General features: G+C 55.5%; 21 protein-coding genes. 15 read left to right on the top strand and 6 right to left on the bottom strand.

Annotated features, from left to right (window positions below; all coding sequences use genetic code 11):
- Positions 1 to 255 precede the first annotated feature (255 nt).
- Both SOJ49_RS04330 and SOJ49_RS04325 read left to right on the top strand, forming a co-directional pair.
- Positions 256 to 519: a DUF4212 domain-containing protein gene (locus SOJ49_RS04330; RefSeq protein ID WP_369857005.1), complete on the top strand. Its 264-nt coding sequence runs from the start codon at positions 256 to 258 to the stop codon at positions 517 to 519.
- Between the two features lie 27 nt (positions 520 to 546).
- Entirely contained in the window at positions 547 to 2328 is a 1782-nt protein-coding gene (locus SOJ49_RS04325; RefSeq protein WP_369857004.1) for a sodium:solute symporter family protein, read from the top strand.
- Between the two features lie 126 nt (positions 2329 to 2454).
- On the opposite strand, the gene SOJ49_RS04320 is transcribed toward SOJ49_RS04325, so the two are convergent.
- The 3 genes from SOJ49_RS04320 to ettA all read right to left on the bottom strand — a co-directional run bounded on the left by SOJ49_RS04320 (position 2455) and on the right by ettA (position 6186).
- On the bottom strand, positions 2455 to 3105 hold the full coding sequence (locus SOJ49_RS04320; protein ID WP_369857003.1) for a replication protein P: 651 nt from the start codon (positions 3103 to 3105) through the stop codon (positions 2455 to 2457).
- Positions 3029 to 4237 carry a DnaT-like ssDNA-binding domain-containing protein gene (locus SOJ49_RS04315; RefSeq protein ID WP_369857002.1) on the bottom strand — a complete coding sequence of 403 codons (1209 nt, stop codon included), beginning with the start codon at positions 4235 to 4237 and terminating at the stop codon, positions 3029 to 3031. Before SOJ49_RS04315 ends, SOJ49_RS04320 begins: the two co-directional genes overlap by 77 nt.
- 287 nt (positions 4238 to 4524) lie before the next feature.
- Positions 4525 to 6186: an energy-dependent translational throttle protein EttA gene (gene ettA, locus SOJ49_RS04310; RefSeq protein ID WP_369857001.1), complete on the bottom strand. Its 1662-nt coding sequence runs from the start codon at positions 6184 to 6186 to the stop codon at positions 4525 to 4527.
- Between the two features lie 184 nt (positions 6187 to 6370).
- On the opposite strand from ettA, the gene SOJ49_RS04305 reads away from it, so the two are divergent.
- The 13 genes from SOJ49_RS04305 to ybaK all read left to right on the top strand — a co-directional run bounded on the left by SOJ49_RS04305 (position 6371) and on the right by ybaK (position 19637).
- Positions 6371 to 10516: an EAL domain-containing protein gene (locus tag SOJ49_RS04305; RefSeq protein ID WP_369857000.1), complete on the top strand. Its 4146-nt coding sequence runs from the start codon at positions 6371 to 6373 to the stop codon at positions 10514 to 10516.
- Between the two features lie 108 nt (positions 10517 to 10624).
- The gene (glyA, locus tag SOJ49_RS04300; protein WP_369856999.1) at positions 10625 to 11887 is read left to right on the top strand and encodes a serine hydroxymethyltransferase; all 1263 of its coding nucleotides are present in this window, start codon (positions 10625 to 10627) and stop codon (positions 11885 to 11887) included.
- A gap of 218 nt (positions 11888 to 12105) precedes the next feature.
- Complete coding sequence (locus tag SOJ49_RS04295) at positions 12106 to 12462, top strand: hypothetical protein (protein ID WP_369856998.1); 357 nt, start codon at positions 12106 to 12108, stop codon at positions 12460 to 12462.
- A gap of 115 nt (positions 12463 to 12577) precedes the next feature.
- Positions 12578 to 13063 carry a transcriptional regulator NrdR gene (gene nrdR / locus SOJ49_RS04290; protein WP_369856997.1) on the top strand — a complete coding sequence of 162 codons (486 nt, stop codon included), beginning with the start codon at positions 12578 to 12580 and terminating at the stop codon, positions 13061 to 13063.
- The gene (gene ribD / locus SOJ49_RS04285) at positions 13060 to 14199 is read left to right on the top strand and encodes a bifunctional diaminohydroxyphosphoribosylaminopyrimidine deaminase/5-amino-6-(5-phosphoribosylamino)uracil reductase RibD (protein WP_369856996.1); all 1140 of its coding nucleotides are present in this window, start codon (positions 13060 to 13062) and stop codon (positions 14197 to 14199) included. Before nrdR ends, ribD begins: the two co-directional genes overlap by 4 nt.
- A 70-nt stretch (positions 14200 to 14269) precedes the next feature.
- Positions 14270 to 14923, top strand: a complete 654-nt coding sequence (locus tag SOJ49_RS04280) for a riboflavin synthase (protein WP_369856995.1) — start codon at positions 14270 to 14272, stop codon at positions 14921 to 14923.
- A gap of 66 nt (positions 14924 to 14989) precedes the next feature.
- A complete protein-coding gene (gene ribB, locus SOJ49_RS04275; protein ID WP_369856994.1) occupies positions 14990 to 16105 on the top strand; it encodes a 3,4-dihydroxy-2-butanone-4-phosphate synthase in 1116 nt (371 codons plus the stop codon).
- A 30-nt stretch (positions 16106 to 16135) separates the two neighbouring features.
- A complete protein-coding gene (ribE, locus tag SOJ49_RS04270; RefSeq protein WP_369856993.1) occupies positions 16136 to 16612 on the top strand; it encodes a 6,7-dimethyl-8-ribityllumazine synthase in 477 nt (158 codons plus the stop codon).
- Positions 16613 to 16617: 5 nt separating this feature from the next.
- Complete coding sequence (nusB, locus tag SOJ49_RS04265; RefSeq protein ID WP_369856992.1) at positions 16618 to 17106, top strand: transcription antitermination factor NusB; 489 nt, start codon at positions 16618 to 16620, stop codon at positions 17104 to 17106.
- Complete coding sequence (thiL, locus tag SOJ49_RS04260; protein WP_369856991.1) at positions 17103 to 18077, top strand: thiamine-phosphate kinase; 975 nt, start codon at positions 17103 to 17105, stop codon at positions 18075 to 18077. The genes nusB and thiL overlap by 4 nt, the downstream gene beginning before the upstream one ends.
- A 50-nt stretch (positions 18078 to 18127) precedes the next feature.
- Positions 18128 to 18829, top strand: a complete 702-nt coding sequence (locus SOJ49_RS04255; protein WP_369856990.1) for an SIMPL domain-containing protein — start codon at positions 18128 to 18130, stop codon at positions 18827 to 18829.
- Positions 18830 to 18843: 14 nt separating this feature from the next.
- Positions 18844 to 19161, top strand: a complete 318-nt coding sequence (locus SOJ49_RS04250) for a DUF1653 domain-containing protein (protein WP_369856989.1) — start codon at positions 18844 to 18846, stop codon at positions 19159 to 19161.
- Positions 19158 to 19637, top strand: a complete 480-nt coding sequence (ybaK, locus tag SOJ49_RS04245; protein ID WP_369856988.1) for a Cys-tRNA(Pro) deacylase — start codon at positions 19158 to 19160, stop codon at positions 19635 to 19637. Before SOJ49_RS04250 ends, ybaK begins: the two co-directional genes overlap by 4 nt.
- Here ybaK and SOJ49_RS04240 read toward each other — a convergent pair whose 3' ends face one another.
- Genes SOJ49_RS04240 through SOJ49_RS04230 form a run of 3 tightly spaced genes read right to left on the bottom strand, consistent with a single transcriptional unit; the run spans position 19638 to position 22893 of the window.
- A complete protein-coding gene (locus tag SOJ49_RS04240; protein ID WP_369856987.1) occupies positions 19638 to 20861 on the bottom strand; it encodes a hypothetical protein in 1224 nt (407 codons plus the stop codon).
- The gene (locus SOJ49_RS04235; RefSeq protein WP_369856986.1) at positions 20833 to 21987 is read right to left on the bottom strand and encodes an MbnH family di-heme enzyme; all 1155 of its coding nucleotides are present in this window, start codon (positions 21985 to 21987) and stop codon (positions 20833 to 20835) included. The genes SOJ49_RS04240 and SOJ49_RS04235 overlap by 29 nt, the downstream gene beginning before the upstream one ends.
- Complete coding sequence (locus SOJ49_RS04230) at positions 21988 to 22893, bottom strand: MbnP family copper-binding protein (RefSeq protein WP_369856985.1); 906 nt, start codon at positions 22891 to 22893, stop codon at positions 21988 to 21990. It lies immediately after the preceding gene.
- Positions 22894 to 23050: the final 157 nt, after the last annotated feature.

Genomic DNA, 23050 nt, shown 5'->3' with positions numbered 1-23050 from the left:
ACCCTTTTCAACCCGCCGTTCAGCCCACAACGTCAACCCTCAGGCTGTCTCCCCGCCCACGCGGTCAAACAGGCGAGGCCTGATGCTTGCGACCATGGTATAGCAACCGGCTGACTTTCTATAACCTGCTGATTTAACAAATATTTTATCCACAAATGTGGCCTATTTTGAGGCTACTACCAAGGTCTATCTGTTGCGCGATCAGACTTAGCTGCTAGTTTTAGCTTACCTATAAAATAACAATTAGGAGGGGTTATGGCTTTCAAGTCTGATGACGACAAAAAGGCCTACTGGCGCAGAAACATCAATCTGATGAAAGTGCTGCTGGTAATTTGGGCTTTATGCTCATATGGATTCGGTATTTTGCTTCGTCCGATACTCGATGTTATCCCGGTGGGTGGCGTTGGGTTGGGATTCTGGTTCGCTCAGCAAGGTTCCATTTATGTGTTCCTCGCAATCGTATTTTATTACGCCAAGAAAATGCGCGATCTCGATCGTGAATTCGGCGTTGAAGACTAATAAAAATAAATAGCTGAGGAATCAATAATGGATCTCACGACCTTAACCTACATCGTTGTAGGTCTGACCTTTGCCCTGTATATGGGTATTGCGGTATGGGCCCGAGCGGGCACGACCGGCGAATTTTACTCTGCAGGCGGTGGTATTCATCCGGTCGCTAATGGCATGGCAACCGGTGCCGACTGGATGTCTGCGGCTTCTTTTATCGGCATGGCCGGCCTGATCGCCTTTAAAGGCTATGATGCCTCCATCTTCCTGATGGGCTGGACCGGTGGCTATGTACTGCTGGCACTGTGCCTGGCACCTTACCTGCGTAAATTTGGCAAATTCACGGTGCCTGACTTTATTGGCGACCGTTACTACTCCAAAACCGCCCGTATCGTTGCTGTTATCTGTCTGATTGTGGCGTCACTGACGTACGTTATTGGTCAGATGAAAGGGATCGGCGTGGCCTTTTCGCGCTTCCTCGACGTTGACTACGCAACCGGCCTGTACTCCGGTATGGCGATTGTATTCTTCTACGCCGTATTGGGCGGCATGAAGGGCGTTACCTACACTCAGATCGCGCAATACTGTGTACTGATTTTTGCCTACACCGTTCCTGCGGTGTTTATCTCGCTGAACCTGACCGGCAACCCGCTGCCACAACTGGGTTTCCTCAGCGATACGGCTGATGGCACGCCGCTACTGGTCAAACTGGATCAAACCCTGGTTGATCTCGGCTTTGCAGAATACACTGCCCAGAAAGGCGGTACCTTCAACATGATGATGTACACCCTGTCACTGATGTTTGGTACAGCTGGCTTGCCTCACGTGATCATCCGCTTCTTCACCGTACCGAAAGTATCCGATGCGCGTAAATCTGCTGGCTGGGCATTACTGTTCATTGCCATCCTCTATACCACGGCTCCAGCCGTTGGCTCCATGGCCCGCCTGAATCTGACCAACACCATTCAGAACCCTGAATTTGCTGTAGGCGACCCGCAAGCCAACCTGGAATATGAAAAGCGTCCAAATTGGTTCAAGAACTGGGAAACCACCGGTCTGTTGCAGTTTGAAGATAAAAACGGTGACGGTCGTATCCAGTACTACGATGACTCAAACCCTGAGTTCGCCGCCAAAGCTGAATCATACGGCTGGAAAGGCAATGAAATGGTCAAGGTTGACCGAGACATCATGGTATTGGCCAACCCTGAAATTGCCAACCTGCCTAACTGGGTCATTGCACTGGTAGCCGCTGGTGGTCTGGCAGCTGCACTGTCAACAGCAGCCGGTTTGTTGCTGGCAATCTCTTCGGCTATCTCGCACGACTTGCTGAAAAGCACCTTTATGCCAGGCATCAGTGAGAAGCAGGAACTCATGGCTGCTCGTATCGCCATGGCAGGTGCCATATTGGTGGCGGGTTACCTTGGTCTGAATCCGCCCGGATTCGCGGCTCAGGTAGTGGCTCTGGCCTTTGGTCTGGCAGCGTCCTCGATCTTCCCGGCATTGATGATGGGTATCTTCAGCACCAAGATCAACAACACCGGAGCGGTCGCCGGTATGCTGGCTGGTCTGCTGTCTACCCTGGTATACATCTTCACCTACAAAGGCTGGTTCTTTGTTGCTGGCACCGAAATGTTGCCAAACACACCGGACAACTGGTTCCTTGGTATTGCACCGGAAGCCTTTGGTGCCATGGGTGCGCTGATCAACTTTGTTGTTGCCTTTGCGGTAACCAGCATGACAGCTCCCGTACCTAAACATATTGAAGAAATGGTCGAAAGTATCCGTGTTCCCAAAGGCGCTGGCGCCGCTCAGGATCACTAAAATGTTTTGAACTACCCGCTCTGCAACCCGGCTTCGGCCGGGTTTTTTGTACCTGTTACTACGAATGACCCAAACGATCTGACGAAAAATCCTCTTCAATTACCCGTTAGAAGGATATTGATCCCGTCACAGCAATGACTTCAGCTGCTGCAAATTCGCTTGTTGCTGCTGACGATCCAGTGGGCGTTCGATGGTGACGGGCAGCGCCTTGTCGACGGCCAGCTGAATATCCTCACCCTGTTGCAGTCGTTGCAGCAGCAAGTCGTAGTTACGCTTGAACACCGAAAATGCCTGCTGCTCAGTACTGTTGGCGAGAAAAAACCAGTCGCTGGCGCGCCCGGCAAAATAGACGATAGGGTGACTCCAGCCGAAGTCCTTTTTTGGTGACGGTGCCCGACAGGCTTCTATATAAGCGGCGTGAGCGTCTGGAACACCAAATTCTGCCGCCAGATCACAACGAGAAATCACCTCATGCACATTCGGCAGGTAACTGCACTCCTTCACTGCTCGCTCAGCCGCCGACAATATCATGCTGGCCGGATAGTCCATTAACAACCTGGCCCACAATCGCTTGGCGGTGATCAGGGTCGCCGCGTCGGGAAAGGCTTTAAGAAACTGGTTGTGGTAGTTGAAGCGAAACAGCTCGAACATTTGATTCAGTGCTGATTTTTGTGCGGTGTTGGCTTCTCGCGAGCCATCATCACCAGCTGGTGTCGTTGAGTCGGCGCAAACTTGCTTCAACTGTTGTGTAGTCCGGTTCAGCAGTTGTTTGTCCATTCTTGCCTCCTTGGGTGGTCGGTTGCGACAACTGACGAGCCCACTGTTGTTTGATGTATTGCAAAAAGCGACTGTTCCAGCTGTTATGCACCTGATGGGAGTCACGCCAGTAGAGTACAAACTCGGCTACCCGTTCGCGGGCAAATTGCGGATCAATATGAGCCATGGCGAGAATATCGTAACAATCGCGCGAGGGCTGCCAGTCGCTGGCGATCGGCAAGGGCACCGTAGAGTGTTCCATGGCTGCTGAATAGCGTGCCCATTGCTGGCGAATATGCTGAATAAACTTGCTGTTCCAGGTTTTTAACGCATCGCCCCGCTCGCGCCAGTAAAGAATAAACTCGGCTACCGCGTCGTCAATAAACTGCTGATCGATACCTGAACGTTGCAAAATCTGTAGCGCGTCCTCACTTGGTCGCCATTGGTGGCCAATGGGTGCAGCTTCGTCACTGGCAACATTAAAACCACTGCGATTCAGCTGGTTTTCCTGCTGTAGCCGTTGACGTTCGGCGTCGTTCTGGGCGTACACCCACTGTTTTTTGACAAAGCGGAAAAAGCGGGTATTCCAGTCATTACGATTAGCCCCCTGCTCTTGCCCCTGCAATAAAAAGACATCCCGCTGGGTCCAGATAAAACTGGTGGGAATACCATGCTGTTGCAGTCGCGTCAGAGTGTCAGCACCGGGCTGCCACTCGTTGCTGATCCCCTGGTGACCTGTCGGTATCGCGCTGGTTGGCGGCGACCCTGTGCCTATAGGCCCACGCCCCATAGACCCGGTGCCCATGGCCTGGCTGGTTTCGACTCGCTGGGCGGAAGCGTTGACCGAGGACTGGTTCTGATCAAAGCTCAGTACCAGTTCAATACTTTCCGGATACATCGGGCCGTGCAAGCGCACCAGCCCCTTGTCGACCAGACTGGCCAGGGTACGACGAATCGTCACATCATCCCAAAAGGGTAATTGCTGCCGCACCGTTTCCCGCGCCAACCGAATGCCATGACGGCTACTGTCGTGCTGCAATACCGCAGCCTGATTGATAATGGTCAGCAAGACAGCGTCCTCCAGCCCGATTGTGGCGGCCAGCGTCACGGACAAGGGGATGGAAAAATCGGTAAACAGTGGATGGCTACTCATGATGTACTTGTTGAATTGACCTGGGTCGAAAGCGGAAGAATGATCGGACGAGGTATCAGCATACCACCCTTCCGGGTGTAACCATGCGGAAGAAACATTGGTTCGCTATTCGATTAATCGACCATTGTGTCTTGGCCGCCTCCTCAATTATTGGACGCGGCCTGTCGTGCCTGTTTGTGCCTGCGGGTACGGGGTGGCCCAAGAATAGTACAAAAAAACAGTCATACCCGGACGTACGTATGAGCCACTCCCGACACGCATCACATCTCGCATCACACCAGCCCGACTTACGCCAGGCGCTTGTACTTCATACGTTTTGGCGCAGCATCGGCACCCAGACGTTTTTTGCGATCGGCTTCGTATTCGGTGTAGTTGCCTTCAAAGAAGTTCACTTTGGAATCGCCTTCGTACGCCATGATGTGCGTGGCAATACGGTCGAGGAACCAGCGATCGTGGGAGACCACCATTACCGCGCCCGGAAAGGCCAATACCGCTTCTTCCAGTGCCCGCAGGGTTTCCACATCCAGGTCGTTGGACGGTTCGTCCAGCAACAGTACGTTAGCCCCTTGCTTTAAGGTATAAGCCAGCTGCAAGCGGCCACGCTCACCACCGGACAAGTCGCCCACACGCTTCTGCTGGTCACCACCCTTGAAGTTGAAGCGGCCAATATAGGAGCGGCTTGGGTATTCCTTGCCATTGATATTCAACATATCCTGGCCGTCAGAAATCGCCTCCCATACCGTTTTCTTGTCGTCCAGCTCATCACGCAGCTGTTCAACAAATGCCAGCTTGACGGTTTCACCCATCACGACTGCGCCGGAATCCGGTTGTTCCTGCCCCGCAATCATGCGGAACAAGGTTGATTTACCCGCACCGTTACCACCAACAATACCAACAATGGCACCAGCCGGTACGGTAAAGCTGAGGTCATCAATCAACACCCGATCACCGAAAGATTTGGTGACGTTATGGAATTCAATTACCTTGTCACCCAGGCGCGGGCCAGGTGGGATGTAGATTTCGTTGGTTTCGTTGCGGGTCTGGAACTCGCGCGAGTTCATCTCTTCGAACCGGGCCAAACGCGCCTTGGACTTCGACTGACGGCCCTTGGCTCCTTGACGCACCCATTCCAGTTCGTGCCTGATGGCCTTGGCGTGAGCATCTTCTTCTTTCTTTTCCTGATCCAGACGCTTCTCTTTCGCTTCCAGCCAGGTGGTGTAGTTGCCCTCGTAAGGGATACCGTGGCCACGATCCAGCTCCAAAATCCACTCGGCACAGTTATCGAGGAAGTAACGGTCGTGGGTAATCGCCACCACGGTGCCGGGGTACTCTTCGAGAAATTTCTCCAGCCAGCCGACCGATTCGGCATCCAGATGGTTGGTCGGTTCGTCCAGCAGCAACATGTCCGGCTTCGACATCAACAATCGGCATAAGGCAACACGACGACGCTCACCACCCGACAGCTTGGTGACATCGGCATCCCAGGGTGGCAGCCGCAAGGCGTCGGCGGCGATTTCCATCTGGCGATCAATATCATGGCCACCGGCGGTTTCGATCAGGGCTTCGAGCTGGCCCTGTTTTTTAGCCAGTGCATCAAAATCGGCATCCGGCTCGGCATACGCCGCATAAACTGCATCCAGTTCGGTCTTGGCATTCATCAGCTCACTGAGGCCGTCTTCGACGTTGCCCTTGACATCTTTGGCCGGATCGAGTTCCGGCTCCTGAGATAAATAGCCTATGTTCAGGTCGGGCTGGGGACGGGCTTCGCCAATGAAATCCTGATCAACGCCTGCCATAATCTTCAGCAGGGTCGATTTACCGGAGCCATTCAGACCAAGTACACCAATTTTGGCACCGGGGAAAAAAGATAGAGAGATATCGCGTAGAATCTGACGCTTGGGCGGTACAATCTTGCCCAGACGGTTCATCGTAAATACATACTGTGCCATGGTGAAACCCTTAACTATAAATGCTGCGCCAAACTACTCAAATCCGCCGAAAATGGCAATCAGCGACATCACTATCCCATTGCTAGCGGTCGGTTCCGGCGTGATTTGGCTTTCAAGGGCGATGATCAGCCAATGGGCTGATTCGGCACTCAGTAGAGTAAGGCTATGAGCAGGAATCAGATCGATGCAGCATGACAAACAAACAGGCAACCCCGTGCAGTCAGGAGCAGGCCCACAGCGCTTTTTTATCCCCGCCTTTGTCATCATGGTTACGATTGTCGTATTCAATGTGTATCAGCACGTCTGTTCCGATCGGGAAAAACTACTCACCAGCGCCAGTATTATCGTTAACCAACAGGCCACCGCTCTCAGTTCCCTGCTGTTGGCCTATACGCCATTACAGTGCCATCTGCGCGAACATATCCCCACAGCCGAGCAGTTGTCAGCCACAGCCAAACTCGATCAACTGGCCGGATTAACACCGTCACTGGAAGCCATCGCCATCGTGGCATCGGCTCAAAACATCATCTATCAACACACGTTGTCAGGTCTGCCAGTCAGCCAGGAGCTGCTGTTTGCCCTGGCAGAAAATCCGCAACGTCAGCTGGCAACACAACCGCAACTAGTCAATGGACAACTCTATCTGGTGTCCTGGTGCAATCGCAGCAATCAGCAGTATCAGGTTGCCAGCCGCCACTCGGTTAACCACTTCAGTGCCAATACCCTGTCCAGCAGCAACCCGGATATCAGCCTCAGTCTGGTGAATAGCCGTTCTGGCAGCGCATTAGGCGACACATTAAATAATCGGCCAGACAACCTCCCCCATGATGCACCATTGGCACAAAAAACAATCACCGGCACTGAGTGGTCTGTCGTTGCGCGACAGGTGCCAGGTTATCTGGAGCGCCAGCTCGCCGGACGTCTGGTTGCACCACTGCTGCTGATCTTGGTACTGATAGCATTTGCGCTGGCATTCTGGCGTTTTATTCGCAAAGCCGAGCAGGCCGCCAGGCATGCGGATAGCCAGCGTCAACAGGCTGAAGAACGGGCCGATCTGGTGCTGCAGTCGATAGAAGACGCCCTGATTTCTACCGACGCCGACGGCATCATTAATTATATCAACAACCGCGCCAAGCTACTGCTTGAGCAAAATGGTCACGCGATTGTCCTCGGCCGCACACTCGCCGAAGCCTGGCCGCATCCTCGGGCATTGTGGTCCCACGGCCTCAACGCCCGCGAGCTGGAAGTCCTGCGCGATAATGGTCGCACTCTGTCGATCTCCCTCGACGGCGAGTCCCGCATTCTGGAGCAAAGCTACCACCCGCTGTATCGCGACCGGCAACTGGATGGCATCGTCTGGATACTGCGTGACATCAGCATTTCGGTGCGCACCCGTCGCGAACTGGAACTGAGCCGCCAGCGTTATATGTCCCTGTTCGAAGAAGCGGGTGTGGCCCACTGGTTATTGGATGTTTCCGAGTTCCGCAACACGCTCTCCAGCCTGGTGATTGTTAATGCCAACCAGGCGGCCGTGGTGCTGGCAGGAGCCACCAGTCGGCCACAACTGCAACTGCAGTTTCGGGAACTGTTTATTGATGACGGTAAAGCCTTTCTCGAGATGATCCGCCACAGCCTCAACGAACAGACCCGCTATACCCACACCAATGTCTCCGTCAAACGCTTTGATGGCCAACAGCGAGAACTGTCGGCCCACTTCAGTCCCGGCTTCGACCACAAACTGATGATCTCCCTGATTGATATCACCGAAGAAAAGCGTGCCTCAGAACAGACACGGGAACAGGAAGCCTTCTGGGCTGCCGTGATGGCTGCCATGCCGGATACCGTCTTTGTCGCCAATCTCGATGATCGGCTGGAACCCGATCTTGTTTACTGCAACCGCACCGGTTCCCAAACGCTTGGTTACCCGGCAACCGATAATCGTGATGGCCACGACTGGCTGCTGTATGCCTCTGACGAGGTAAAAAAACACTGTCTCCAGGTCATGACGGTCGTCAGAAAACTGCCTCCCGGACAACCACTGGTCACCAGCGCCCAATTCCGTCATTACGATGGCAGCATCCGGGTTATTCGCTTCGAGTTTACGCCATTCCAGCACAGTGATAACGGCAAGGTGGATCGTTATATAGGCACGGCTCGGGATGTAACCGCCGAGCTTACCAAGCAACAACAAGTCGCCGAAAGCGAAGCCCGTTACCGCATGGTGGCCGAGAACATGACCGACGTCATCTGGGCAACAGACGATCAGATGCAGCTCAACTTTGTCAGCTCGTCGGTACAGCGGCTGCTGGGCTATCCGCCAGACGAGTTGCTTGGCCTCGGTATCGGCGCGATTTTCAGCCGCCGGGATATCCGCAGCTTGTTCCGTGAATTACAGCAAAGCCTGCGTCAGGCGTTGCAGAATAACGGCAACGACCCCGGACTCTACCGCAATGTCCTGGTACAAAAAGACATTCAGGCTAAAACTCGCAGTGGCACACGCTGCTTGCTGGAGCTGCAGGCCAGTATGATTTGGGGCCAGGACGGTGCGATGCAAGGCATCATCGGCATCTGCCGCGACGTCACCGAAAAACGTCAGAACGAGCGCGAACTGCTACTGGCGGCCGATGTGTTTGAAAACACCAACGAGGCCATTATTGTTGCCGATGCCCACTTCCGGGTGGTCAAGGTTAACCGGGCCTTTACCCATATCACCGGCTTTGCGAGTAATGAAATCATTGGCAAGACCCCGGATCACCTGGTAGCACCGGAACATCGCAACAACCAGTACATGCACGAGATTATCGAAACCCTGGTGATTGAAAACTACTGGCAGGGAGAGCTGAAATACCGCTGTCTGAATGGCGAAATCCGCACATCCTGGACCGGCATCAGCATCATTCGCGATCAGCAGCACGAGATTCAGAGCCTGACCATCATCATGTCGGACGTCACCGAACGTAAAGCCAACGAAGAACGCATTCACCGCCTGGCGTATTACGACCCGCTGACCGGCCTTGCCAACCGCGCCCAGATGCACGAACGGCTGGAGTTGTTGATGCACAAGACCGACAGTTCCGACGGTTTCCTGTCATTGCTGTTTATCGATCTCGACCGCTTCAAGCCGATCAACGATTCACTTGGTCACCCGGCGGGCGACAAGGTATTGATCGAGGTTGCCGAACGCCTGCGTCACTGTGTTAAAAGTGGTGACATGGTGTGCCGGATGGGCGGCGACGAGTTCACCATCAGCCTCGCCTTCAAGGATTCCGCCGACGATGTAGTCGCGATTTCCCAACGGGTATCAGAACGCATTCTCAAAGAAATCAACCAACCCTATTACATTGGCAAGCACCAGCTGTTTCTCAGTGCCAGCATTGGTATCGCCACCTACCCGAGCGATGGCAACAGTGTCATCGAACTGTTGAAAAACGCCGACATGGCGATGTACCACGCCAAGGATGCCGGTCGTAACAACCTGCAATTCTACGACGCCACCATGAATCGACGGGCGGTTGAACGCATGGAACTGGAAAATGACCTGCACCAGGTGATTCAGAAACAGGAGCTGTATCTGCTGTTCCAGCCACAATACGACTCCAGGACGCTCAAGGCCGTCGGCGTGGAAACCCTGCTACGCTGGCAACACCCGGTGCGGGGCGAAGTATTACCCCAGGTGTTTGTGCCCATTCTGGAAGATACCGGTCTGATTGTGTCAGTGGGGCGCTGGGTGTTGGAACAATCCTGTCTGCAAATGGCGCGCTGGCTCGAACTCAACAGTTCGGTTCGTCTGATCGCGGTCAATGTATCGGCGCGCCAGTTCAAATATCCGGGCTTTGTCGAGGAGGTCAAACAGGCAATCATAAAATCCGGCATATCAGCCAGCCATCTTGAGCTGGAACTGACCGAATCGGTGTTGATTGACGACATCGACTTCACCTTGTCGGTATTACACGAATTACGGGCACTGGGTGTACGCATCTCGATTGATGATTTTGGTACCGGCTATTCGTCACTCAACTACCTGAAACAATTCCCGGTCGATATGCTCAAGATCGACCGCAGTTTTATCCAGAACCTGCCAGCCAACCGTGATGACGCCCAGATCACCCGCACGATTATCGCCATGGCCCACAACCTCGGCCTCGGTGTGATTGCGGAAGGCGTCGAAAACTGCGACCAGCTCGAATTCCTGGTCAAGGCCCGCTGTGAAAAGATCCAGGGTTACCTGTTGTCATACCCGGCCACCGCCGAAGAGCTCGAAAACCGCATTAAAACCCAACAAGTTTGTTGTGCAATGCAGTTGAAAGACACTCAGTCTGACGGTGAATAACACTCACGTGCCAGCAAGCCACAATTTAGGGTAGAATGCTCGCCCTTTTAAATTGCCCGGCGTAGCCACGACCCGATGCGCAACGCCCCACACACCGAGGACGCCCTGATGTTTAGCCGCGACATGAACATTGCCGACTTTGACCCGGATCTCTGGTCAGCCATGCAGGCTGAAGACCAGCGTCAGGAACACCATATCGAGCTGATTGCTTCCGAAAACTACACCAGCCCACGGGTCATGGAAGCCCAGGGTTCCCAGCTGACCAACAAGTACGCCGAAGGTTATCCAGGCAAGCGTTACTACGGTGGTTGTGAACACGTTGATGTGATCGAACAGCTGGCCATCGACCGCGCCAAGGAACTGTTTGGTGCACCGTACGCCAACGTTCAGCCTCACTCTGGCTCCCAGGCCAACGCCGCCGTCTTTATGGCGCTGGTCAAGCCTGGCGATACCGTATTGGGCATGAGCCTGGCCCACGGTGGTCACCTGACGCACGGCGCGTCGGTCTCTTTCTCTGGTCGCATCTACAATGCCATCCAGTACGGGCTGAACCCGGAAACCGGTGAAATCGACTACGAAGAAGTTGAACGCCTGGCAAAAGAACACCAGCCGAAGATGATCATCGCCGGTTTCTCGGCCTACTCCCGTATCGTCGATTGGCAGCGTTTCCGCGACATCGCTGATGCCGTCGGTGCCTACCTGTTCGTCGACATGGCTCACGTTGCCGGTCTGGTTGCTGCCGGTGTCTACCCGACGCCTGTCGGTATCGCCGATGTCGTTACCACCACCACTCACAAAACCCTGCGTGGCCCGCGTGGTGGCCTGATTCTGGCGAAAGAAGACGAAGAACTGAACAAAAAACTCAACTTCGCCGTCTTCCCGGAATCCCAGGGTGGCCCGCTGATGCACGTGATTGCCGCCAAGGCCGTGTGTTTCAAGGAAGCCATGTCGGAGGAATACAAAACGTATCAGGCTCAGGTGGTAAAAAACGCCCAGGCCATGGCGAAAACCTTTATTGAACGTGGCATCAACATCGTTTCTGGCGGTACCGACGACCACCTGTTCCTGGTGGATCTGATTGGCAAGGAATACACCGGCAAAGACGCCGACGCCGCACTCGGTCGCGCCAATATCACTGTCAACAAAAACTCCGTTCCCAACGACCCACGTTCTCCGTTCGTAACCTCGGGTCTGCGTATCGGTAGTCCGGCAATCACTTCCCGTGGTTTTGGTGAAGCGCAAGCCACGGAACTGGCGGGCTGGATCTGTGACGTTCTGGATAGTCTGGAAAATGGCACCTCAGCACACGTTGAAGCCGAAGTGAAAGCCAAGGTAATTGCCTTGTGTGACCAATTCCCGGTTTACCGCTAACATCGATCGACCTGTCACATCGCGCCACACTTGCTGTGGCGCGATGCCCGCCCCGACCGGCCGCTAGCGGCTACGCTCCATCGTCCAGGAGTCTGCTCAACACAGATTTTCACCCGACACTGCAGTTTTTTATTGCAACTTGACCCCGACGTTTTAGAATCGCAGCGCTCGTGCAAGAAGTTCCGATCGTACTCTTTCTGATACTCAGGATGCCTCTGATGACGACGTCAACCGAACAATGCGCCTGTGGCTGGACTCCTATTTCCGAGTCCCGCCTACTGGATCTGATCAAACGCGCAGAAACCAGCATGGAAGCACCTGTCAAAGCCCTCTGGGAACTGGTGCGCCTGCCGGATGCCGAAATATGGCAACAGCACCCTTGGGCCGATGAAGGCTGCGGCTTCTGGGTACTGGCGACCTTCAGCCGCCACTGTCTTTATTTTAACGATGTCACCCAGGGCTTTGCCGTGAGTCCATTCCGCAACTGGGGCAATATCGATCACTTTGAACCCGACCCGACGCCTCTGGATGAACTGATCGAACGCCTGACCGCCAGCGCTTGCGAGAGCGCCTGAAGTCAATTCCGGCGACACCACTGCAGCGAATGCCATTGCCTGACCATTCCGTCAGGAGTACACTGGCGCGCTTTGGCCACTACGGCCGTATCACGCTCTTTAGTCAGTTCCGCCTATGCATTGTCCATTCTGTTCACATCCGGAAACCAAGGTGGTCGACTCACGCTTGATGGCTGACGGCGCCCAGGTTCGCCGTCGTCGCGAATGCTTGGGCTGTGCCGAGCGTTTCACCACGTTTGAATGCGTCGAACTGACCTTTCCCCATGTGATCAAACAAAATGGCGAACGGGAAACCTTCCGCGAGAGCAAACTCCGCAGTGGTATTGAACGAGCGCTGGAAAAACGCCCGATTCCGGTCGACACCATGGATGCTGCCATCCATCGCATTCTGCAAACCATTCGTAACAAAAACGACCGGGAAATTTCCAGTCGCCAGATCGGCGAATGTGTCATGGCCGAATTACGCCAGCTGGATCAAGTCGCTTACGTCCGCTTTGCCTCGGTATACCGCAGCTTCAAGGATCTGGACGAATTCCGCGCCGAAATTGAACGCCTGACAGACAGCGTCACCGCTGCCGTCATCACAGCAGTCGACGCATGAATACCCCTATTGAACACAGCGATGAATACTGGATGGCCAAAGCGCTGCGACTGGCTGAACGCGGCCTTTATTCCACCAGCCCCAACCCCCGAGTTGGCTGTGTCATCGTCAAGGACAACCGCTTGATCGGCGAAGGCTGGCACCAGCAAGCCGGTGGACCACACGCCGAAGTGCACGCCCTGCGCATGGCCGGTGATCAGGCCCAACATGCCACCGCTTACGTCACCCTCGAACCCTGCAGCCATTTTGGCCGCACCCCCCCCTGTGCCAATGCCCTGGCAGCAGCCGGTGTAGCCCGAGTGGTTGGCGCTTGCCGCGACCCCAACCCCCAAGTAGGCGGACGCGGCTTTCAACACCTGCGCGATGCCGGAATCGAGGTCACAGAAAGCTGCTTGCAAGCCCAGGCCGAAGCTCTGAATACCGGTTTTATCCAGCGTATGCGCAGTGGGCTGCCCTGGGTCAGCATCAAACTGGCCCAAAGCCTGGATGGACGTACTGCCATGGCCAGCGGCGCAAGCCAATGGATCACCGGCCCGGACGCCCGACGTGATGTTCAACGCTTACGGGCGCGCAGCTGTGCCGTCATTACCGGTGCCAGCTCGGTGCTGATCGACAATCCGTCGATGACCGTCCGGCCAGCCGAAACCGGTATTGAACAGCCTGAACACCTGTGGCGTCAGCCCTTGCGGGTGGTGATTGACGGCCAGCAACGGCTGAGCGGCAACGAAAAACTGTTTAACCAGTCTGGGGATATTTTGCTGGCGGTTACCGACCCGACTCGCGTCACCGTCCAGCGGGCGGCAGAATTGGGCCAACTGACGCTCTGGCAAAGCCCGCCGACCCGTTCTGGCAAGGTCGACCTGCCAGCCCTGCTGCAGTTTCTGGCCGCACAAGGCCACAACGAAGTGCTGGTCGAAAGTGGCGCTCACCTGGCGGCGGCCTTTGTCGAATCCGGTCTGGTAAACGAACTGGTGTTGTACTGCGCACCCACCTTGTTGGGCAGCAGTGCCCGCCCGTTACTGGTGCTGCCACTAGAGAGCATGCAACAACAGATGCGCTGGCAATGGCAGGATATACGCATGATTGGCAACGATCTGCGCCTGATCTTACGACCTGAACAAAATCAGCCCGGTTAGCCGAATGCTGAGCAACGGCATCCGGCTTGTCGCCAATGCCAATAGAAATAGAGACCGATAGAGAGCAGCCATGTTTACAGGAATTATCGAAGCGATCGGCACCGTCGCCAGCGTTACCAGCGTCTCTGGCGACCTGCGTCTGACGATCCGCAGCGGTGCGCTGGATCTGACTGATGTCAAACTCGGCGACAGCATTGCCACCAACGGCGTTTGCCTGACGGTCGTGGCACTGCCCGGCGACGGTTTTGTGGCCGATGTCTCACGCGAGTCACTGTCCCACACGCGTATTAGTGCCTGGCAAGCAGGCACACGGGTGAATCTGGAAAAGGCGCTACTGCCGACGACCCGCCTGGGCGGCCATATGGTCAGTGGCCACGTTGATGGCGTTGGCCGTATCAGCAGTCGTCAGGCCGATGCACGTTCCATTCGCCTCGGCGTCAATGCTCCGGCAGAACTGACGCGTTATATCGCCGCCAAGGGTTCAATTACCGTCGATGGCGTCAGCCTGACTGTCAATGCCCTCAACGACGACGGCTTTACACTGAATATTGTGCCCCATACTGCGGCGGAGACAACATTGATTTCCATTCAGCCGGGTCAGCAGGTTCACCTGGAAGTTGATATGATTGCCCGCTATCTGGAACAGTTGGTCAAGGCACCAGCAACCACAGAAAAAACACCCATGGATGCGGCTTTTCTGGCGCAACACGGGTTTTGGAAATAGGCGGAACTGACCGGCAACAAGATCGGCACCGACACACACTCACAGGTTATTCTGAACAGGCTCATTATGGCACTGAACACCATCGAAGAAATTATTGCCGACATCCATGACGGTAAAATGGTCATCCTGATGGATGACGAAGACCGTGAAAACGAAGGCGATATTATTGTTGCTGCAGAGAAAGTGACGCCAGAAATCATCAACTTTATGGCCACCGAAGCGCGTGGTCTTATCTGTCTTCCCTTGTCAGCAGAACGTTGTGATTACCTCGGTTTACCCGCCATGGTAACCGCCAACGGCGCCAAGTTTTACACCCCGTTCACGGTTTCCATTGAAGCCGCCGAAGGCGTCACTACCGGTATTTCTGCCGCCGACCGTGCCGCCACTATTCTCGCCGCCGTGAACCCGATGGGTAAACCGGAAGACATCGTCCAGCCGGGGCATATATTCCCGTTACGCGCCCGTCCGGGGGGGGTGCTGAGTCGCGCTGGCCATACTGAAGCCGGTTGTGACCTGGCACGCCTGGCGGGTCTTAACCCCGCCGCTGCCATCGTTGAGGTATTAAACCCTGATGGCACCATGGCCCGTCGCCCGGAACTGGAAGTGTTTGCGGAAAAGCATGGCATCAAGATCGGTACAATCGCCGACCTGATCCACTACCGCATCGCCAATGAAAAAACCGTTGAGCTGGTCAGCAAGGACGACATCTCCACCGAATATGGCGATTTTGTGTTACACACCTTCCGCGACACCATCCAGAACGAAACACATCTGGCGCTGACCCTCGGTGACATTCACCCGGACAGCCCCTGCGTGGTGCGGGTACAGACCAATAACTATCTGCGCGACGTGCTGGGCATGCGCCCAACCAGCGGCTCCAGCTGGTCGTCTTCCCATGCGCTGCAACGTATCGCCGATGAAGGCGAAGGCGTACTGGTGTTGTTGTCGGCGGGTCAGCGCGAATCGATTGAAGACAGCCTTGGTGACTTCTTTGGCCGCGCCCGCCCGGTGCGTAGTCCCAACAAGGACAGCTCCGGTGCCTTCCTGACCATTGGCACCGGCTCCCAAATCCTGCGCGAGCTGGGCGTTCAGAAAATGCGCCTGCTCAGCTCGGAAATGAAATACAGCGGCATCTCGGGTTTCGATCTCGAAATTACCGAATACTTGCCATTTGATGCCTGACATTCCCCTGCTTACAAACTGGAAATACTCATGAAACAGATCAGAACCATTGAAGGCAACCTCACCCCGAACGACGGTAAATACGCCATTGTCGTTGGTCGCTGGAACGCCTTTGTTGTGGAAAGCCTGCTTGAAGGCGCAGTCGACAGCCTGCTGCGTCACGGTGTTGACGAAGAAAACATCACGATTATTCGTGCACCGGGTGCGTTTGAGATTCCTCTGGTAGTGCAGCGTATCGCCGCCTCTGAACAATACGATGCCATCATTGCCCTCGGCGCAGTGATTCGTGGTGGGACACCACACTTCGAATACGTCGCTGGTGAATGCACCAAAGGCCTGGCCAACGTCTCGCTGGAATACAGCGTACCGGTTTCCTTCGGTGTACTGACCGTCGACAGCATTGAACAGGCGATTGAACGCTCTGGCACCAAGGCCGGCAACAAAGGGGAAGAAGCGGCAATGTCTGCCTTTGAAATGGTTTCCCTGCTGTCCGCCCTGGAGGCCTGATCCGCATGTCACGTGCTTCTGGCAACCATAAACCCAGTCCTGCTGCGCGCCGCAAAGCGCGTGGTTTTGCCTTGCAGGCGCTGTACCAGTGGCATATCGCCGGTGCCAACCTGACTCAGATTGAATCGGAATTTCGTGCCGATAACGACATGAGCAAGGTCGACCTGGAATATTTCCACGACATTCTCCACGGCGTACCGCGTGAGCGTTCTGCCCTGGATGAAAAAATAGCCCCGCTGATGGATCGTCGCCTTGATGAAATGACACCGGTTGAGCTGTCCATTCTGCGTCTTGGTGCCTTCGAAATGTGCCGTCGGCCAGATGTACCCTACAAGGTCGTAATTAACGAATCGGTGGAATTGGCCAAAATCTTTGGTGCCACCGACGGCCACAAGTACATCAATGGCGTCCTCGACAAACTGGCCCAGCGTGAACGGGGGGTCGAGATTCGTGGTGCCCGTGCACCACAGCGGCAGGACAACAAAGAACAGTGAGCGAGCAGCCGGGTGGTTCTGAATTTGCGCTGATACAGCGCTGCTTCAGCAGCGGCTACCCGCAAAACGCTGCGACCCTGCTGGGCGTTGGTGACGATGCCAGCGTTATTTGCCCGCCTGCGGGTCAGCACCTGGTACAAAGCCTCGACACCCAGGTTGCCGACGTCCATTTCCCTGCCAACGCTCCTGCCCAACTGATCGCCCAGCGCACTCTGCGCTGTGCCGTCAGTGATCTGGCGGCCATGGGTGCGACGCCACAGGGTTTTTTACTCGGCCTCACTCTGCCAGACAACCAAACGGACTGGCTTGATGATTTTGCTCATGGCTTGCGCGACGCCGCTACCGAATTCGGTATCAGCCTGTTGGGGGGCGACACCACTCGTGGGCCAGCCCTGGTAATCAGCATCCTGGTACAGGGCTGGGTAGCCACTGCCCCGACACCAACCGGTTTGACGCGCAGCGGTGCCAGGGTCGGAGATGATGTTTGGGTCAGTGGATATATTGGTGCCGCAGCCCTGTCCTTGCCCACCGTGCTGGCCAACCCTGAGACCACCGATGGGCTCGCTGCCGCTTATTATTACCCCACACCCCGGCTGTCACTCGGCCAGTCACTGCTAGGGATCGCCACAGCCGCGCTGGATATTTCCGACGGCCTGTTGCAAGACGCCCACCATATTGCCACCGCCTCGGCGGTTAGCCTGGCCCTGACCGGAGAGCAGATTCCGACAGCCGTCGGCTGTGGTCATCCCGACTGGCCCAACTGCCTGACGGGTGGCGACGATTATGAATTATTATTTACCGCCTCCCCTGCACAGCAGGCCAACATTCAGACACTGGCGCAACGACTGGCTCTTCCCCTGAGTCGTATTGGCCAGTGCCTGCCAGCAGCCCCTGGTCAGCCACCCGCAGTGACCGTTTCGCTTGATGGCCTGCCGTTGCAGCTGAAAACATCCGGCTACCAGCACTTCTGAACCGGAATGAGGTCAGAACCACCACTCAACGCCCTGCCAAAGGAATGCCCATGACACGCCTCACCCATACTGCCCTGCTGTTGTGTTTGCCGCTGATCACCTTGCTGGCACTGCCGAGCCAGGCTGCCGAAGAGGCCTACGTCCAGGTCTCTGCCAGCGCCGATGTTCAGGCAACCCCGGATTACCTGTTGCTCAACCTGAATATCAGCGATACCCGCCCGACCCTGGCAGACGCCAAACGTCAGGTCGACGACAGCTTTCATCAGCTGATGGAAGTCACCCGCAAGCTGAACATTGCCGAAGATTCGGTGCGAGCTGAGCAAATCTCCAACTACCCCCAATACCAATGGCATGAAAAAGGCCGCACCTATGTCGGTGAACAGGTCACCCGCCAGATCGCGATTACCCTGCGCCAGTTGGATAACTACGGCGAACTGGTGCATCAACTGATGCAAAACCCATTGGTGCAAATCAGCCAGAGTCAATTTCGTTTCGACGATCGCGATGGGCTGGAAAACCAGGCACTGAAGGCCGCCTTGCTGAAAGCCAGAGACAAGGCCAAACTGATGGCCAGCACCCTCGGTAGCCGGCTGGGGAACGTCTTGGCGATTAGCGAAAGCGGTTCCAGCTCACCCCAGCCGATGTACGCCATGCGGGAAATGGCCGCCGATACCCGCAGCAAAAGCGCCCCTATGCTGGTACAGCAACAAACCATCAGCGCCAGTGTCGATGTGCGTTTTGAACTGGAATAAGGACGAGTCATACCATGAGTCTGCAGCACCCCACAGCCAACACTGTCACAGCCAACACCGTTAATCCCTGCCCGGCGGGCCTGCGTCCTGGGCGTTACCGCCATTACAAGGGCCAGGACTACGAAGTCTTCGGTCTGGTACGCCATAGCGAAACCGAAGAATGGCTGGTGCACTACCGCACCCTGTATGGCGACTTCAGCCATTGGGTACGGCCATACCGGATGTTTATTGAAACAATCGATGTGGAAGGCAAAGCGGTTGCCCGGTTTGATTATCTGGGGCCTATCGAGCTGCCGTCCAAGCCGGACACCCTGCCTGTGGATGCGTTATGACCCCTGCCATTAACCTGGCCAAAAAAGCCGGGATCACGTTCACCCTGCATGAATACCCACACGATCCCAAGGCCGACTCTTGGGGTGGTGAGGCTGCGGAAGCACTCGGCCTGCCTCCCTCACAGGTGTTCAAAACCTTATTGGTCAGCCTCAGTGGCCATCAAAGCACCCTGGCTGTGGCGATTATCCCGGTGGACAAAAAACTCAGCCTGAAAGCCATCGCCAAAGCATTGGGTGCCAAAAAAGCCGATATGGCCGATCCTGCTGTTGCGGAAAAAACCACCGGTTATGTGGTGGGAGGCATCAGTCCGCTGGGGCAGAAAAAGTTATTACCCACCGTACTGGACAGCAGCGCCGAACAGCAGACCACCATCAATGTCAGCGGTGGCCGTCGCGGGCTGGAGATCGAACTGGCAGCCGCCGACTTGTTGGCGCTAACGCGCGGAAAACTGGCGGCTATTGCCAGCGAGAGCTGATTAAAACGCCACGCTGTACAGCCACTGCAGCTGTATTCTGGGCAGCGCCAGGGCATCGGTCAGGGGCACATTATATTGCAGCCGCAGCTTGCTGCCCTGCCATGGCAAACGCCAGGCGATCAGCATATTCAGATAGCTGGGGCTGCGGCTCTGGTGGTTAAGAATCGAATCGGCCAGATCATCTCCAGATACCCGGCTCAAGCCCACATCACTGCCCAGCGTCTGCCAGCGTACACCGGCTGCCAGCCTTGATTGCTGCCACGACAGGTCGAGATAACTGCCCCAGCTGCGCAGATCCAGTACTGCGCTGGCATCGGTGGTTTGCCCGGCAGCACTGCTGAGATCCCCTTTTTCCTGACGTTGTTGATACTCGCCCTGTAGCCGCCAGCGGCCCCATGTGTTGTCCCACTCACTGGACAAGCCCATGGCGATATGACCAATACCACCGTCAAAATACTCGGTCGCCGTCGAGCCATGACTATGAGTGGCCGTACTGGTGGAGAACAACTGCATGCCCCGTTGCCCCACCTCGGCTCCATACACATCCAGTTTGATGGCATGCTGCCACTGCCCGTAGCGAGCACTGACGGCAGTAGTGACCATGGCAGCCACGCCGTCCCTGGCGGTGTTCATTTGGCTGGTGCCCAGCAAACTCAGCGCTGAATGCCACTGCCACAGACCCGAATTTGAATCCAAATCCTGCCTCTGATAGCCCAGCCGTACTTCGGCTTCTGACCACTCACCACCCCACATCGCCTGATACATCAGCGGCAGATCAACAAACAAGCGGTCGTGGCTATGCAATCGATTCAGCCAACCAAGATCAACCAGCTGCTGCCCAGCCTGTAGCTGCCAAGCACCGCTACGGTGTCCGATCCAGGCTTCGTGGATGTCGGTACTGCTGCGGTGACGCGACACCACCACCTGCCCATACACGCCCTGATCTGGCAACCGAAACGACCGTCCGATATCCAGGTGTTGCAAGCCAAATCCGGCGCTGCGGTAATGACCGTCGTAAGGCAGAAAACCGGCAATCAGTGGTGTCGCGGTCTTCTGATAGCCCATCACTACATCCAGTTGCCACGGCGTCCGGTCTTGCCCAGTCTCACCCGCAGCGGCGGTTTCATGCTGATGACCACTGTCAGCCAGTACCGGTAAAACCATCAGACTGGAGGCCGCCGCAAAACAACGGAGATTATTCAAACGGATTGGCAAAACGGTCATCGCTAATAAATTCCTGGTCGGTCAGGCTGTGAAGAAAATTGATCAGATCCGTCTTGTCTGCGGCCGTCAGGTCAAAACCATTCACAAAACTGCTCTTGTACGGATTATTACGACCATCACCGCGATAAGCACCAGCGGTCAGGTTTCGCCCTCCAGCTGCGTAAAAGTCCACCACGGCTGCCAGCGTGGCAATGGAACCGTCGTGCATATAGGGTGCGGTCAATTCGATATTACGCAGGGTCGGCGGACGAAAAGCCCCCATATCATTCCAGTCACCCGTAACCTGATACTTGCCGGTATTGTCGCTCGGATAACTGCCCTGATTATCGATGTTGTACAAACCGGTATTAAAAAAGGGCCGTTCCGGAAAGCGGGTGTTCGTGGTGATAGTGGAGCTGGAAAAATTAAAACCGTTGTGACAGTGGAAGCACTCCAGCGCCTCGGAGAAAAATAACGCCTCGCCCCGACGGGCAGAGTCCGACAGTTCATTACGGTCATAGGGTGAGCGATCGGAAATCATCGTGCGGGTAAAGGACGCCAGCGCACGGGTGATATTGGTCAGGGTAAAAGGGTCCGTCGCTGTCGGAAAGGCGTTAGCAAACAAGGCCTGGTAAACCGTATCACTGCGAAAGCGTTGAAGAATCGCGGCCAGATTGGCGTCATTAATTCCCAGCTCTGCTGGGGTATCCCCGGTCAGAGGCATCGCCAACTGTAATTCAATGCGGGTGAAAATCGGATTCCACCAAGTATAAGTCGCGTTATAGGCCACGTTGGTCAGCGTTTGCGAATTACGCACCAGAGCCTCACCGGTCGAGCCGGTCGGCACCGCTTTACCATCGGTAAAAGCCAACGCCTGAAAATGGCAGCTCTCGCAACTCTGGGTCTGATTGGCCGACAGCCGGGGGTCGTAAAACAGAAAACGGCCCAGGGTAATTTTGGCATCTGTCAGCGGATTCTCGTCCGGGATAGCAGGCAGCACAAAACCGCCCTCACTGCTGAGTTGCAACAAGGTAACGCCTTCTGCCTGCTGCTGCAGCTGCAGATCAAAGTCGGACGACTGACACCCCGCCAGCAACAACAGACACCCGACTGCCAGCCACCGGACAGATAAACTGATCAGCTGCATTTATTCGACCGTCACCCAGGACTGGGAGTCACAGCCATCAGCCAGGCATTGACCAGTGGTCACATCCAGCCCCATACGGGTAAACAGGGCCTCACATTCGGGATCATCGGCGGACGACATGCAGCCGATCGCCGTGCCCTCGGTATTACTGCTCAGATCAGACCCGGCAACCAGTGCCGCATAGTCAAAATTGATGGTACTGCTGCCCGGCGTCAGGCTGGCAAAGGTGTAGGTCGGACGGTTCGGACGTGCGTTAGAGCAATCCAGATTGGTGTTATTTTCATCCAGCGTACAACCGGTCGTGCCAAGGTGGATATTCCAGCCAACAATATCCATCCGGGCGTGCTTGTAACCCCCTGCCCAGCTCCAGGTCAGGCCATCAATATTCAGCGGTGATAGCGCCGTGGCACGATCCAGATGATTGAGTTCTTCCGGCACACCCAGAGTAAAACGCACCCGGCTGTAGTCTGCGGCTGGGGCCGTTCCGCTAATCACCCTGTTGGTTGCCGTGGTGGATGCAGTGCAAGTGCTGGTGCCATCTTCAAAATCCAGCAGTGCCACATTGTTGTACTGCCAGTCGGTCTGATCCAGTGTCAGACTGACGAAGTCTCCGTTGGCGGTTGCCAGCTGTACGTCGGAGATATACAAACGGAAATCGCTGATCTGCGGCAGACTGCCATTCCCTTCATTGGCGTTACCCGCCAAAGTGGTTCGCTCACCACAGGCCAGGGGTTCGGCACCAACGGATGCAGAAAACGGCAGGCTGTAGCTGGCAGATGAATCTGCCGTGGCTGAATCTTTGTCGCTGCCACTGTCACTGCCACAACCGACCAGCAAAACACTGGCGGTCATCACACTGAAAGCGGTTAAAAAAGTCGCGCTGGGGAGAGTAAAAAGAACGGTCATGGATGTGTCCTTACTGGATGACATTAAGAATTCGCCGTTGGCTGTGAGTGCCAGCCAGCGGCGATAATGCGGGGGACATCCGTTCAAATCCAGACCGTGCGACACTGTGTCACAGTATTAACAGCGGCGTTACGGGAACCAATAGAACAGCTGTTAC

The sequence above is a fragment of the Candidatus Thalassolituus haligoni genome (genome assembly GCF_041222825.1).
GTDB classification, from domain to species: Bacteria; Pseudomonadota; Gammaproteobacteria; order Pseudomonadales; family Oceanobacteraceae; genus Oceanobacter; species Oceanobacter antarcticus.
Note: the sequence above shows the minus strand (reverse complement) of the source record. Positions and strands in the feature narration are given on the sequence as shown.